This is a genomic window from Prevotella conceptionensis 9403948 (assembly GCF_000312305.1).
Taxonomy (GTDB): Bacteria; Bacteroidota; Bacteroidia; order Bacteroidales; family Bacteroidaceae; genus Prevotella; species Prevotella conceptionensis.
The window spans coordinates 331802-347231 of record NZ_HE999443.1 but is presented as its reverse complement, the minus strand read 5'-3'; the positions used below and the strand labels follow the sequence as shown (position 1 = coordinate 347231).

At 42.5% G+C, this 15430-nt stretch carries 14 protein-coding genes and 1 pseudogene; all 15 read left to right on the top strand.

The genetic code is table 11. From position 1 onward, the window contains the following. The first annotated feature begins 274 nt into the window (after positions 1-274). The gene (locus BN93_RS01225; RefSeq protein ID WP_157462582.1) at positions 275-535 is read left to right on the top strand and encodes a hypothetical protein; all 261 of its coding nucleotides are present in this window, start codon (positions 275-277) and stop codon (positions 533-535) included. A 192-nt stretch (positions 536-727) separates the two neighbouring features. After that, positions 728-907 (top strand): hypothetical protein, encoded by a 180-nt coding sequence (locus BN93_RS01220; RefSeq protein WP_019186532.1) that lies wholly within the window; start codon positions 728-730, stop codon positions 905-907. A gap of 142 nt (positions 908-1049) precedes the next feature. Further along, a complete protein-coding gene (locus BN93_RS01215; RefSeq protein WP_019186531.1) occupies positions 1050-3353 on the top strand; it encodes an outer membrane beta-barrel protein in 2304 nt (767 codons plus the stop codon). Then, positions 3350-4207, top strand: a complete 858-nt coding sequence (locus BN93_RS01210) for a glycosyltransferase (RefSeq protein ID WP_019186530.1) — start codon at positions 3350-3352, stop codon at positions 4205-4207. Before BN93_RS01215 ends, BN93_RS01210 begins: the two co-directional genes overlap by 4 nt. A 10-nt stretch (positions 4208-4217) precedes the next feature. Further along, positions 4218-6062 carry a YcaO-like family protein gene (locus tag BN93_RS01205; protein ID WP_019186529.1) on the top strand — a complete coding sequence of 615 codons (1845 nt, stop codon included), beginning with the start codon at positions 4218-4220 and terminating at the stop codon, positions 6060-6062. Positions 6063-6086: 24 nt separating this feature from the next. Continuing rightward, complete coding sequence (locus tag BN93_RS01200; RefSeq protein WP_019186528.1) at positions 6087-8294, top strand: peptidase domain-containing ABC transporter; 2208 nt, start codon at positions 6087-6089, stop codon at positions 8292-8294. 1 nt (position 8295) lies between these two features. After that, complete coding sequence (locus BN93_RS01195; RefSeq protein WP_019186527.1) at positions 8296-8781, top strand: hypothetical protein; 486 nt, start codon at positions 8296-8298, stop codon at positions 8779-8781. A 190-nt stretch (positions 8782-8971) separates the two neighbouring features. Then, the gene (locus BN93_RS01190; protein ID WP_232211063.1) at positions 8972-9340 is read left to right on the top strand and encodes a hypothetical protein; all 369 of its coding nucleotides are present in this window, start codon (positions 8972-8974) and stop codon (positions 9338-9340) included. Between the two features lie 77 nt (positions 9341-9417). Further along, positions 9418-9780: an SMI1/KNR4 family protein gene (locus tag BN93_RS01185; protein ID WP_019186525.1), complete on the top strand. Its 363-nt coding sequence runs from the start codon at positions 9418-9420 to the stop codon at positions 9778-9780. Between the two features lie 31 nt (positions 9781-9811). Then, positions 9812-10321 carry an Imm26 family immunity protein gene (locus BN93_RS01180; RefSeq protein WP_044259349.1) on the top strand — a complete coding sequence of 170 codons (510 nt, stop codon included), beginning with the start codon at positions 9812-9814 and terminating at the stop codon, positions 10319-10321. Between the two features lie 13 nt (positions 10322-10334). Beyond that, positions 10335-10820: an SMI1/KNR4 family protein gene (locus tag BN93_RS01175; protein WP_019186523.1), complete on the top strand. Its 486-nt coding sequence runs from the start codon at positions 10335-10337 to the stop codon at positions 10818-10820. 1156 nt (positions 10821-11976) lie between these two features. Continuing rightward, entirely contained in the window at positions 11977-13395 is a 1419-nt protein-coding gene (locus BN93_RS01170) for a DUF6242 domain-containing protein (RefSeq protein WP_019186520.1), read from the top strand. A gap of 65 nt (positions 13396-13460) precedes the next feature. Then, on the top strand, positions 13461-14144 hold the full coding sequence (gene porG, locus BN93_RS01165) for a type IX secretion system protein PorG (RefSeq protein WP_044259347.1): 684 nt from the start codon (positions 13461-13463) through the stop codon (positions 14142-14144). Next, complete coding sequence (locus tag BN93_RS01160; RefSeq protein ID WP_009230776.1) at positions 14144-14881, top strand: isoprenyl transferase; 738 nt, start codon at positions 14144-14146, stop codon at positions 14879-14881. Before porG ends, BN93_RS01160 begins: the two co-directional genes overlap by 1 nt. A 50-nt stretch (positions 14882-14931) precedes the next feature. Further along, positions 14932-15430: pseudogene (locus tag BN93_RS01155) on the top strand (outer membrane protein assembly factor BamA); the annotation flags it as partial.

Here is a 15430-nt window from a genome sequence, read left to right as displayed (position 1 = left end):
GATTACTCCATGAACTCACCCCTCTCTATCCATGCGCTTGTGTGGCGGCTGTTGCGCATGGGAATCGCGCCCCAACCCCGCAGGGAGTCTTCCACAGTGTCTTGTATGCCTTATCGTGCGGAGTCTGCACAGGGTTCCGAAATCTTTCGACCTCAGTGTTGTTTTCACAATGCAAATATAATGATTTTCTTGACACCTCCCAAATAAAATTATTTAGAGTATAGCCCAAAGGCAGGCATGGCGGATGGTGAGTTCACCTTCACACCCCACAGCGGTGGCAACTGCGATATGGTGCTTTGTCAAAGCAGGAACGGACGACTTTGAACTGCCTGAGTGCCAATTCAACAAAACAGCGCATAAAGAAACCATGAGAAAAGAGAAAAAAGGGAAGAAAAGACAAAAAATCATCAAAAATTTGGAGAGTTCGTTTTTTATCCGTAATATTGTAGAAAATTTAAAAATGCTACCTTTGATTTCTCAACAAAAAGACATGCAAAATGCGTTTAACATTAAGAATACAGCTTTGAGCTCATAAATAGAGGAAAGTGTACACCTCGAAAGAGTGAAACGTGTTTCACACTAATTGCAAAGGCACAGTTAGCCCGTACAACTAACAATGCTGCCGCACTTAGCCACCCGCTATGGTACAAAAAAGGTCTGACCAAACAGTTTAAAGGCACAAATATCTCCTGAGTGTAAATGGGGTTTAATTTAAACATTTTTCAGTATGAAAACCTTATCTGAAAAACTGCAACAGCAGAGAAACAAGGAGATTGAACAAATCTCAGCAGCGGCCATAAAGGCAGGTAAATCAAACGCTAATGAATGCGACGAGTCTAATGACACGCTGGATGGTGGCACACTAGACGAGATCATTGTGACACCAGACAGAGATAGGGGCCATTAATTTCAATTAAGCCACTTTACCCCAATGCTTTATTGGGCGACTCAAGCTTTAAGACATTCGTTACATACTAGAATGGGAGGGGCGCGAAAAGCCTACCCCTCCCTCATTCATAACCTTCCCTCATTTATCATTTTTGCACCATATGAAAAGATACATATCGATTATTGCATTATTGTTTTCTCTGATAGCAAAAAGTTTCGCCCAAGATATAGAGGGATTGGTGTTGGACAAGTCTGGGCTTCCACTCTCTGGTGTTGCGGTGACGATTTACAATTGCGCTGATACGCTACGAAAGCTCTCGCTGGTAAACAGTGACAGCATAGGGCGTTTTGTCATCAAAGCGTCCAAAGACATTAATGATTGCCTGAAGGTTTCTTTGAGTCACATGGGATATAAGCCCCTCAATCTGCAAGAGATTAGTTATGGGCAGGTAAACTATTTCATCTTAGACGACACCACTAAGGTTTTAGATGAAGTTGTCATTACAGCAGAGCGCCCAATGGTAAAGCTGGAAAATGGTTCGTTGGTTTATTCTGGGAGTGCATTACTGCAAATGGGCAAGAGCGCATCAAGCGCTTACGGCGTGCTAGGGAAACTTCCTGGAGTGAGCTTAGAGAAAGGAACAGTCTCTTTAATAGGCATGCCGTCTACCACCCTTGTCATAAATGGCCGCAAGACCCTTTTGCCGTACAACCAAATAGTAGACAGATTAAAGGCCATTGCTCCAGAGATGGTGGAACGAATTGAGATTAGATACGACAGTGCCCCAGAGCTAGGCAGCACACACTCCTCCATCAATGTTATATTAAAGAAAATGCTTGTTCAGAAACCTTTTCAGGCAGATCTCAACACAGGGGTAGACATTTCAAGGCGGATTACGCCTTATGGTAATTTCACTATCAATACACATGTCAAGTCTCTTTCGGTGCAAGCACACTACTCTTATGTAAACGAGAACAATCTGACAAATCAATCTGTGGGGGGAACGGTGGCTGAGAACATCGCTTTCTCAGAATTCTCTGACAATAAGATAGGTGGCCACTTCCACAGGGGGTACTTTAACCTGCTACTCCCCGTTTCTGCCGACAGCAAACAGCAAATTGCACTTAACTATAATGTTAACGTCTCCGCTTCTACTAGTAATAATAGGGGGCAGACCGATTTGGGCGAAGGACAAAGCGCAATCGATTCTTACATCAAAAACAACACCCAATCATCTAGCCATGCGCTTGCCCTATCCTACGCTTCGCCCAGATTGTCAATAGAACTCCAAGGAATGACTTACCAAATGGAAAGAAGAAATCTGCCCATCCTCACAGAAAGATTAGTTCCTCAACTGCTCAATCAGCAAGTCTATCGTTGGGGAATAACGATTGATTACAATCAGCCAATCAAGGGTGTTAAAGGTTTAAAGTTCATTGCGGGGGAGTATCTTAGGGGGAGTATGGTAGATAATGAAGTTCGCAAAACGGATAAACATCTTCTAGCAACAAAAAGCAAAGACACGGAGATACATTCCGAAACTTATGCCGGAATCGATTACGCCTTGGCAACATGGATGACGTTCAAGGCAAATCTCGTCTATAGCTTTCAACAAGACCGATGGAGCAAAGCCCAGGTAGAAGAGCAAAAGAGCCATAGGCTTTACCCTACCACAAGTTTTACTTTTCGCCTTCCTAAACGTAATGTGCTAATGCTTTCCTACTCATCGGAGATAAAAGAACCGAGCTACTGGCAGCTAACGCCCGCCCTTTCGTACATCTCTGAACTGATTAGTGTACAGGGCAACCCATCACTCATCCACAGTAGGATGAATCTTTTGCGGATAAACTGGATAAATAAGGGAAAGTATATCACACAACTATTTATTCAAGACACCAGGAATCACATTACTCAACAGCTTTATATAGGCCCCGAACATCCGACAGCAACATACCACTCAATAAATATGGCCGTAAACCGGCAGTTGGGATTAATGACTGTGGTGCCATTCCATCCTATAACCAATTTGGATTTAAGGCTAACAGGTACACTGTTCTATCTCATGAACAAAGGTGAAATAGAGGACATACATTTTAATCGCTCTAAGCTGACAGGGAGAATAGCTGTTAATATGAGCTATTCACCTTCCAAGAGTTATACTTGTTACCTAGATGGTTATTATGTCACCCCCATGATACAGGGAATATATGATGTTTCTCCACTGCACAGCCTAGACATTGGGATGCGTTGGTTTATAAAGAAAAACTTATCCATCTCCTTAGATGTGCAAGACATTTTAAGGGGTAGGAACTCCATCACAAAAGCACATGTCGGAAACCAACATTACCGATTCACATTGGACAACGACACCCGAGCAGTAAAACTTGGCCTACGTTGGACACTGGGAGATAACATTAAGAAAAACAAAAACGACATTAATAAAGATAGACTTGGAATAAAATGAAAGCTCTGACAATAATTATCCCCTTTGCTAATGAGGCTGGCTTGCTTAGAATGACCGTTGAGAATATTTTTTCTACAATAGATCCTCACCATACCGATATCCTTTTGATAGATGACGCATCAAATGACCAATACGATTATCAAAAAATAGCAGAAGAATACGGAGCTAGATATTATAAGAATGATTATAGAAAAGGTATTGCTCGCTGTAGGGAAATTGGTATTGCCTTAAGTAACACGAGATTTTTTTTACTGTTAGACGGACATATGAAAGCAATAACAAAAGATTGGGATAAAAGATTAATAGAGTATGGGTTGAAGATGGGAAAGAAACTTTGTTGTTGCCAGACTGCATCCATAGATAGGCATGGCAATCTCATAACAGAAAGACAAAAATCGTTTGGTGCATATATAAACTTACCAGATATGCTTGTAAATTGGAACTACATAGATTTTCATCCTGAGGTGTCGGTAGAAGTAATACCATGTGTATTAGGAGGTGCTTATTTCTGTTCTCGTTCCTTTTGGCAAGAATTTGGCGGTTTATGTGGTCTTAATGGATACGGGTTTGACGAACAAGTTATGAGTATGAGAGCCTGGCGTCATCAAGGTAAATGTATTCTTATAAAAGATATTTGTTTTGGGCACTACTATCGTGATCTTTCTGACACACCGTATGAAATAAACAAATTAGACTACACAAAGAATAAGTTCGTGGCAACTCAATTATTTGAGAACATATATGATCTTTATCAATTGAATGAGACATATAATTTAATGGATTATTGTGACTCTCTGAAAGAGTTTTATTCTATAAATCGTTTTTTTGCACATAAAAACACTTTAACGCTATAATTTTATAGATATGAAAAAGAAGTACAAAGCGACTAATCCTGTAAGTACAGTGACTCGTATTAAAGGAATTCTAGGTAAACTAGGAATTCTAACAAGTGAAAGTTATGTAGAATCACCTAAATTCTATTCGTGTCGTATAACGGTAGGAAATGGAAAAATTAGAGATTTAAATATTGGCACAAATGGAAAGGGATCTACATTTGAGTACTCATTAGCTAGTGGGTACGCAGAATTTATGGAACGTCTTCAAAACAACATGCTTCTTTTTGCAAGAAGATTTGCAACAGAAGAGTTCCTTAATTCAGGGAAATCTGATCCTTCATTTAAAGAGTACTTACAACAAGAAAATCTAATATTTGATTTTTACTATGACCCTCAAGAAGTATACCTTTCACGAGAAGAAGTTATAGCAACATTTGGAAGAGAACTGTGTGCGCTATTCAACTATGACAGTATAGAAGAGTTTAGTTTCGATTTACAAAAGAGATATGGAGATAAGTCCTTTCTATGTGTCCCTTTTTATGATTGCAAAAACAAGAGACCAATTTTTGTACCAATAGAGTTGTGTTTAACAGCAACAGGCTCCAATGGTATGGCTTCAGGCAACATCCAATCAGAAGCTCTTTTGCAGGGATTATGTGAAATATTTGAACGGTATGCAGTAACGCAAATATACACAAATGGTATTGTCCCTCCAACAATACCACATAGTTATTTTGCTAATTCTACTGTGAAAAACAAACTCGATTATTTAAGTTCCTTTCAAGGCTATGAGTTAATAATAAAAGATTGCTCTCTTGGGAAAGGCTTACCTGTAATTGGATTGATTATTATTGACAAAAAGAATAAAAGGTATAATTTCAAACTCGCATCTGACTTCGTTGAAGATGTGGCTCTTGATCGTTGTCTAAATGAATTATATCAAGGGCTTAAATCATTCAAGAGTATTCCATTTAATTTTTACGATGAAAATGACTTGGATAACCTTCAAGGTAAGAAATCTTCGCATGTCAATCTAGAAAGAATATTTGTGAACGGCAGTGGACATTGGCCTATAACTATTTTCTCTAGCTCATATTCTTATGTTCATGCTCCATACCCAGACACTTACGGATTGTCCAATGCTACCGACTTGAAAATAGCACTTAGCATTATTAATAGTTTAGGATGTAATCTCTTTATTAGAAACAATTCTTACTTAGGCTTCCCTGCGTTCTACATTCTTGTTCCAGGTATGAGTCAGGTTGTTATGGATAGAAAAAATTTAATTCCTACATATGCGAATCCTGACTTAAGTGAAATTGTTAATATCGGTACACATAAGACTGAAACTATTACAGATATCATAACTCAACTTGAAAGCGGTAAAGACCTTATAAAGTTGAGAGAAAAATCGTACACTAAAAATTATCCGTATTGGATAGACAGAGATATAATTCATCTAGAAGTTAACCATTTACTTGCTATGTTATACTATTATATAGGTGATTACACAAAGGCATATAATTACATGTGTCAATTCCTTGATGATAAAGAACAATCTGTTTATGAATATTTTTTTGGAGTAAAAGATTTTATTTATCTATCTAAAATTAAATCACTAAAGACTGATGACATTATAAATCTTTTGGGGTTGAAATATAGCCCAGAGACTGCTCATGAGATTTACCAAGACATGAATGACAATTCAAAAGTATTAGATAATCATCACTTTCCTGCCGGCTTTAATCTCCTTACAACAGATTTCCATAATAATTCTGCTTTATTTGAGATCCTTAGGATTGAGAAAATGATGCACGATGAAAACTTAAATCATCCAACTAGTCAAGATGAAGTTAAGGATTTGTTCACGTAATTTAGAATCATTTACGATGTGAATATGTTCTATAGGCAATTTGACCAAATGGATTGTGGTCCTGCTTGCTTGGCCATGGTACTTAGATACTATGGCCAAGTTCCCGATTTTAAAACTGTGCGAGAAAAGTGTGGATTGGATAAGGACGGAGTCTCACTTTTGGGGGTAAGTAAAGCGGCAGAGAAATTTGGATTTAAGACGACAGGAGGACGAATATCATTCAATAGTCTCATTCGAGAGGTTCAGTTACCATGTATCGTTCATTGGAATCAGAATCATTTTGTTGTAGTATATAAGATAAAAACTCGCCGCAATGGTCAATATTCTATTTATGTAGCAGATCCTGGGAAAGGCCTTATCACCTATACTAAAGAAGAGTTTTGTGAGCATTGGGTAAGTACAAAGACCTATGGGGAAGAAAAAGGCATAGTCCTTCTTCTCGAACCGACAGAACAATTCTATTCACAGAAGGATACTGCATCGGCCCCCATTCAAAATCGATCTAAATTTCTATGGAGTTATCTCAAAAAGTACAAAGCTTTTTTCACACAACTGATACTTGCCCTATTGCTCGGCTCTCTTCTGCAACTCGTCTTTCCATTTCTCACTCAGGCAATTGTAGATACGGGTATTAGAGGAAAGGACATTGGGTTCGTATGGCTGGTGCTATTTGCAGAAATGATGTTTTTATTAAGCCGCACAGCTATTGACTTTATCCGTACGAAAATACTTCTACACATTTCTACCCGTCTAAATATCTCTCTCATATCAGACTTCTTTATCAAGCTGATGAAGTTGCCGATGAAATTTTTCGACACAAAGCTGATAGGGGATTTGCTGCAACGTATCGAAGACCATCGCCGGGTAGAAAAATTCCTTACATCAAGTAGTCTAACCTTACTCTTCTCATTTTTCACCTTTCTCGTTTTTGGTATCGTCCTTGCATTTTATAATATCGTCATTTTTACAATCTTTCTTTTGGGGACTTCGCTTTATTCAGGTTGGATCTTTCTCTTCCTCAAAAAACGCAGACTGTTGGACTACAAATACTTCGAACAAGCAGGACGTAACCGCAATGTAACCTACCAGCTCATCGGTGGAATGCAGGAAATTAAGCTGCAGGGATGTGAACAACGTAAGCGCTGGGAGTGGGAGGACGTGCAAGCTGACCTCTTCAAAGTCAATCTAGAGTCCCTTGACCTGCTACAAATACAACAAGCAGGAAGCATTACCATTAACGAAATTAAGAATATCCTTATTACAGTTCTTGCCGCCACAGCCGTGATACAAGGCAATATGACGCTTGGCATGATGCTGGCAGTGCAATATATCATAGGACAGCTTAATAGCCCAGTGGAGCAACTTATACAATTCATCTACTCTTGGCAGGATGTAAGTATCAGCCTTGAACGTATGAACGAAATACATACAGAGGCAAACGAGGAAAATGAGGAAAGGATACTGAATGTCTACACAGATGAAACGGCAAAAGGACATTCCCTCGTCATCAAAGATCTTTCCTTCAAATACGACACCTATAGTTCCAAGAATATACTTTCAGACATAAATGTCTCCATACCCAATGGCAAGGTAACAGCAATTGTTGGTGCGAGTGGAAGCGGAAAGACCACGCTTGTAAAGCTCCTTTTGGGATTCTATAAGCCACTTAATGGAAGTATTCATGTAGGCAACGCCAATCTAAACCACTGTGATCTTAATTGGTGGCGCAGTCAATGCGGAGCAGTGATGCAGGAAGGGTATCTGTTTTCAGATACCATTGCAAGGAATATCGCCATATCGGATGATGAGCCCGACATTGTACGTATACGCCATGCTGCCCAAGTGGCAAATATATCTGATTACATTGAATCCCTTCCATTGGCATACAACACAATGATAGGACAGGACGGGCAGGGCATCAGTCAAGGACAGCGGCAACGCATCTTGATTGCAAGGGTCGTCTACAAGAATCCTATGTTTGTATTCTTGGATGAGGCAACTAACGCTCTCGATACGAACAATGAGCGAGCCATCACCGAGAAACTCACGGATTTCTACAAGGGGAAAACCGTGATTGTGGTGGCACATCGTCTTTCCACAGTCCGTAAAGCCAACCAAATTATAGTCTTGAACGAAGGGAAGATTGTAGAGTTTGGTACACATGACGAGCTGATAGCCAAACATGGCAAATACTTTTCCTTAGTAAAAAACCAATTAGAATTGGGTATTTGATATGAAAGAAGAAAAGGAACAAGAGCATCACTTTGAACTTCGAAGTGAGAAGGTTCGTAGTATCGTGGGGCAGGTTCCATCCTATCTTATACGCTATGGTATTTCTGCCATAGGAGGGGCGCTGCTTTCCCTTCTTGTTGTAGCCTATTTTTTGCCATACAAACAAGTCTATTCGGGAACAGCCACCGTGTATGGAATACCCTCCTTATCAACCGACAGTATAGATATAACTATCCTGCTCAAATTTGAAAACAAACGACCAAGCAATGCATTTGGACAGCCGCTCCACTTGCAATCTCCTAACAGAACTATTGAAGGTCAGATTCTTAGATTATCGTCTGTTCGTGATACTTTGGAAAGACAAAATGCTCTTTGCCGTTTTTCAACAATATCCATAAAGCCGATAGAAAATCAGACCGTGGATTTTCAAATTGTACAATCCTCAAATAACCTTTTTCATAAGCTGCTCGGAGATGTTGAATTGTAAATTGTTGTTCCTTAATCAAACCGGACAATCAGGGGATATTCTTAATTCGCTCAATCTCACTATACACAAGAGCATACATCTCTTGTATGGCACGTTTGTAGCCCTACTCTAAGGTACCATTGATACGTAGTCGTGCCTTTAAAAACCATATATAGGGATATTCAGTAAATACCTAACTAATTGTTTGTCAGTGCAATATATTATTTGTACCCTACATATAAATAAGGAAAACGTGTTTTGCGATTTTGAAAAGCTAAGCAAAACTTGGGAAACGTCAAGCAATATAGCCATACGTCTCGACATTGAGCAAGTGGATGTTGAGCCTATCGTTAGAGAATTGTTAGGCAAGTTGCCAAACGATTTGGCCTATTGCATCATGTCTGAAATAGCTGAGTTTGAACACTTAGACGCTGAACTGATGCGGTTAATCTACAACACAGGCGACACAGGCTGTAAAGTTGCCATTTGTTTGCGCGATGATTTACCCCAAGACTTGAAGAAATGTTGCGAACAATCCAACGACATCAACGTACAACAACATCGTGACAATAAGCGTTAGCACATGTGACTTCAAACCCCATTCGGCCATTGCATCATGTCCGAACCTCACCAATTTTACTTATAACAGCAACAACAATGGATAGTGTAAGCGTAAAGAAGAACGTTATTGAACTGGAAGAAAGGTTGAAAATAACCTTTCCTAAACCCTATTTTGATTTCCTGTGCGACATCAAAGCGGGCGAAATCTTTGAGGTGGAAGGCTCTGGAATAGGTCTGTTTTCTTACTCCGACTTAGAGGAAAGGAACGAAACTTATGAGGTACGAGCCTACGAACCCAATTATTTGATGATTGGACAAGATGGAGACATGGGCTATTTCGTAAGCACAAATACGCCCAACGACTATTCAATATACGCAAACGACTTAGGCGCATTAGGCTCATTGCCGATGAATAAAGTTGCGAACGACATCTTCGAACTGATTAATAAGTTTCAATAAGTTACTTTCCAAACACCCTAAAACCTAAACAATGAATAAGGTTGTCGTTCATGCAGGGGATATATTTTGTATTCCGCTATTCATGCCCAAAGACGATTGGAAGTTGAAAGCGAAACTATCCGACAAAGATTTAGATAAAGACTTTGCCTTTGGAAGAGTAATAGAAACCAGTTCTTCGGTCTTAGTAGAGATTTTTAAGAAGATAGGTTCTGCCCAAACCAGCATTAACGAAATAGAAAATTCGGGTGTGTTGTTTGCTCCATTGCAAATATTTTGGGACGGCATTATAAAAAAGCGGTGGCGCATAATCGGGAAAACAGACTGTTACGACAAGTATAAACACTCAAATTACGAAAGCCTAAGAATGATATTTGGCGTTGATGGAGACTTTCGACTGAGGAATTTTGCCACGCAAGAAGAGACACCAATCACAAGAGAAGAATTTAAACACCATGAGTTTTCGATGGTTTGGTTTCCTATCGACTTGGAAAATAGGATATTAAAAGCCATCAATCAACCAACCTGCCCCTACAAGCAATAAAGAGTAAACACAGATGGAAGACCTTATCAATATCTTAACAGCAATAGAACACAACGAAAGTTGTGCGGTTTCTAAACTGCCACATCCTGTGGCCAAATTGCCTTTGCACTTACCGCAAGACTTGCAATATTACTTTGAAAACTATGCTGAAATCTCGCTTTTTGATGATGCCGACTACCCTATAAAAGTTGTTGGCTTGGCCGAATTTAAAAGGGCTAACCCCATTATTGCGGGAGAAGATGCGGCAGACGACGTAAGCCACAACTGGTTTATCATTGCGCACGACAACCACTCGCAATATATAACCATCGACTTGTCAAAAAACAAACTGGGATATTGCTACGATAGCTTTTGGGATAGGCATGGCGTTGCTGGCGGGCAAGCAGTTGTTGCCAAAAGCTTTACTGAATTGTTGCAATGCCTATACCGTGCCAAAGGACAATCATTGTATTGGACTGAACAGGGCTTTCAATCGCTCGGCGATGCTTACGACGACTAATGCCCAGCGCCTAGCTACTCTTAACAGCTCCACAATAGTCAACAAAAGGCTTTACTGATGTTCGCCTTTGCACAACCTTCCACAATACTCAATCCACCAATTAGTTGACTCATCATCCCACCCAACAAACATTATTTGTAGTCTTTTCAGTACAAATTTTAACATTATAGGTACCTGTTTTACCCACCAACTGCTCACTCCACCGCAAATAATCAATTCTCGCGAAGGTTTGTTTTGATGCAAAAAGGGGTTAGCGTGCGCATGCGGCAAAATGAATTTTTATTTAAAGAAACCACTACTTGCACCTACTTTTGGGCTATTTGCCGCTAAATGGAGTGTGTTTTGGTGCTAAACGTAGTGCGTTTTGGTGCAAAATGGAGTGCGTTTTGGTGCAAAACGCAAGCCAATATGCCGCTAAATGCAGGGCGTTTTGCTGCTAAACGCAAGGCAAAATGCTGGTAAATGCAAGATGAAAAGCATAAAAATACACTGTAATCGCATAAACAAAACCTTTTAGAACCATTAAAAACATAGCTACAAGGGGCAAAATGCACCCTAAAAAGTGGTGTTTTAGTGGTAAAAACACAGTTTTTAAGAGCCTTAAAAAAGAGAGCAGGCAACCAAATAGAAAGGTAAAATGGTGCTAAATACAAGCAAAACCATCAAAAATGGACTGAACAAGAATTGCGTAAAGCTGAAAAATGCAGTAAAAAGCATGCTTTTCAACCTAAAATTTCGCTAGAACGGTGTGCCAGGCAGAGTGTGTTTTGTAAAATATATGCACCAAAATTAACTAAAAGCTAATTCGGGAAAAAGATTGAAAAAACGAACTCGATTGTCCGTTTAGGGATAGGAAGGCACTGAAAAATGGCGTAACTGCTGTCGACATGCTCAAAGAAAACATCAAGCCCAATGGTTTTTTTCTTAACACATACAAACTCAACAAGCTGCTATCATCCAGTTTGTTTACCTTATCAAAAAGCCGAAAGTCTAGGCACGTATGTGGCACACCGCCCATCGCTTGCCACCGCCAAAGCACGTAAAATACCTTAAAAAAACAGCGCGTTTATCATATTTTGCACAATAAAGCGAACAAAACGCTGTTTATTTGAGGAATTCTCACTAAATTTGCAGCTAAAATTAATTCAAAAGCGGAATGAAAAAAATGCGATGGTCTCTTGCTTTGCTGTTCTCGGCTGGTTTTGTTTTTGCATCTTGTCTGAAAGACGATGCCAGAGACATCACCTATTACGACGACACGGCTATCACGGCCTTCACCCTTGGAAAACTAAGTTTGAGGGTGGATTCCACCACAAAAGACGGCAAGAAAGACAGTGTATATTATAGAAAACTCGATGCCAAGAAATATGTTTTCTACATCGACCAGATAAACAAAAGGGTGTACAACCTCGACTCATTGCCCTACGGCGTGAACCAAAAGAAGATTGTTGGCACCTTCTCTACCAGAAACGCAGGCGTGGTTACGCTGAAAAGCCTTACCAGCGACTCGGTAAAGTATTACAAGAACGGACAAGACTCGGTGGACTTCACCTCCGAGCGCACGTTCGTTGTGTACAGCAACTCGCAAAAGTACTCGCAGAAATACACCGTAGACGTGCGTGTGCACAAGCAAAAGCCCAACGATTTTAAGTGGAACCAGTTGGCCACGGTGCCTGCTTTCGCCGCTTTGCAAGGCTTGCGCGTAGCAAACGCGGGGTCGATGGTGCTGGTTTTCGGTTCTACTGGCAGTGGGACAGTGGTTTATGGCTCGCCCATCGCCGACGGAAAGACGTGGGCAAAGCTATCGCCCACGTTCTCGCCCGATGCCAACGCATGGCAAAACGCCGTTAGTTTCAACGGCGTGGCATACGTGTTGAGCGGAAACAGGGTGTGGCAATCAACCGATGGCACAAATTGGACCGACTTCGGCGTAAACGCCGCAGGCATGTCGCGACTCTTGGGCGCATCTAATGCGGGGCTACATCTGCTTAAAGGCACTAGCACCCTATACTTGGCAAAGGCTGGAACGTCAGAGCCTGTGCCTGAAACGTTGGCAGCAAGCTCCAGCTATCTGCCGCAACAAGACTTCAACATGGTTGTGTGGAACCGATCGGCAAGCGATAAAACAGAACAAGTGGTGCTACTTGGCAACCGCAAAGAGGCCGACTACGCCAGCGATTCCGCACCCGTGGTGTGGGGTAAGGTTTTCGAATACGGACAAACAAGCTCTACCCAAAGGTGGGCTTACTACAATAGTTTGGAGGCAGAGCCGCGACTTCCGCGCATGTCTAACCTGCAAGTAGTGGTTCATGGGCCGGTTCTCTTGGCCGTGGGCGGTGCAGGTATGGGCGCAAGCAGCAGCGTACAGGCGTTGAAAAACGTGTATGTGAGTGCCGATGGCGGGCTGTCGTGGCGCACCAACCGCATTTATACAATGCCCACCGACATAGCAAAGAACACCACCCAATTTGCAATGGGTGCCGACAAAGACAACCACATCTGGTTGGTTTGTGCAGGCACGGGTAAAGTTTGGCGCGTACGCAAGAACAGTGTGGGCTGGGCAACAAATAAATAACACCACAAACGCGGGGCAAGGGCAAACTGCAACAAGCCGCGCACAGTACGTATTTATATAATAAGGTGAAAAGAAACTGGCTCGCAATGTTGCTGTTCGTCGCACTCCCAAGCGGAGCAATGGCGCAAGGAGACCCCCTCTATCTCATGGAGGCGGGTGGCACATTAGGGTTGGTTACTTACTTAGGCGACTTCAATGCAGGCATCTTCCGTGGGGCGCAACCTATGGGCGGACTGGTTCTGCGGCGAGTGATAAACCCCTATATGGACCTGCGGCTGGCCGCCTTTACAGGCAAGATAAAAGGTTCGTCGCAAAACGACGACACCTATTACCCAGCCTATGCCGCCTCGCCTTACCACTTTAACCACCGCGTGGTGGATGTGGGCGTGGCCTACGAGTACAACTTTTGGCCCTACGGCACAGGGCGCGACTATCGCGGAGCACAACCCCTTACACCCTATATCATGGGCGGAATGGGGCTAACCCACGTTAATGGCGGCGCAAAGAACGTAACCACGGCCAACCTTTTCTTAGGCGTGGGCGTGAAATACAAGCTAGCCGAGAGGCTGAACCTTGGGCTGGAATGGGCCATGCACTTTGCAACGAGCGACAAGTTGGACGGCGTTGCCGACCCTTATACGGTGCGCAGCGTGGGCATGTTCAAAAACAAAGACGGCTATTCGGCCCTCTCGTTGTCGCTCACATATAGTTTCATGCCCAAATGCAGAACCTGTAACAAAGACGATTAATGGAACAAGAACTAGACATCAAACGCATACCCCGACACATTGCCATCATTATGGACGGCAACGGACGATGGGCAAAGGAACGCGGAAAGGAAAGAAGCTACGGGCATCAAGCCGGAGTGGACACCGTGAGACGTATCACTTCGGAGTGTGTGCGCCTAGGGGTGAAGTTCCTAACGCTTTACACCTTCTCCACAGAGAATTGGAGTAGGCCCGAAACGGAAATTGCCGCACTGATGGGTTTGGTGCTCTCTTCGCTAGAAGACGAAATCTTCATGAAGAACAACGTGCGTTTCCAAGTGGTGGGCGACATACAACGCCTGCCCCAATCGGTGCAAGACAAACTGCAAGAAACCATGGAACACACTGCACAAAACACGGCAATGACCATGGTGGTGGCACTGAGCTACTCGTCGAGATGGGAGCTTACGCGCGCCGCACAAAGCATCGCACGCGACGTGAAAGCGGGAACGTTGCAGCCCGAAGACATCACCGAAGAGCTGATGAACGAACGATTGGAGACGGCTTTCATGCCCGACCCCGAGCTACTGATACGCACAGGTGGAGAGTTGCGCATCTCTAACTACATGCTCTGGCAGATTGCTTACTCGGAACTGTACTTCTGCGACACCTATTGGCCCGACTTCGACGAGGCCGACTTGCACCAAGCCATCGCCAATTACCAAGCGCGGCAAAGGCGATTCGGCAAAACGGGCATGCAAGTAGAAAGCGAGTCCTGAACGGCAGGCATGAAGTATATTGACTTATAAAGATAGAAAACAACCCAAAAATGAAGATATTACGCAAGGTTTTTCCTGTTGTCGCCCTCTGCTTGTGCGGGCTTAATGCCGCCGCACAGGGCAAAATCGTGTACCCAGACATATCATACGCCGGTACACCCAAAACGTTGGTGCTGGGCGGCATCAACGTTTCGGGCATCGAAGGCTACGAAGACTATATGCTGGCAGGCATATCCGGATTGAGTGTGGGGCAGGAAATAACCGTTCCCGGCAACGAAATAACCGATGCCGTAAAACGTTATTGGCGGCATGGGCTGTTCTCTGACGTGAAGATTTCGGCCGACTCGATTGTCGGCGACAAGATTTACCTGCACGTAAGCCTTGCCTTGCGCCCGCGTGTCTCGGTCATCAACTATGTCGGTTTGAAGAAGTCGGAACGCGAGGACATGGAAAACAAGCTGGGACTGCTAAAAGGAGCGCAGATTACGCCCAACATGATAGACCGCGCCAAGATTTTGGCCAAACGCTATTTCGACGACAAAGGCCTTA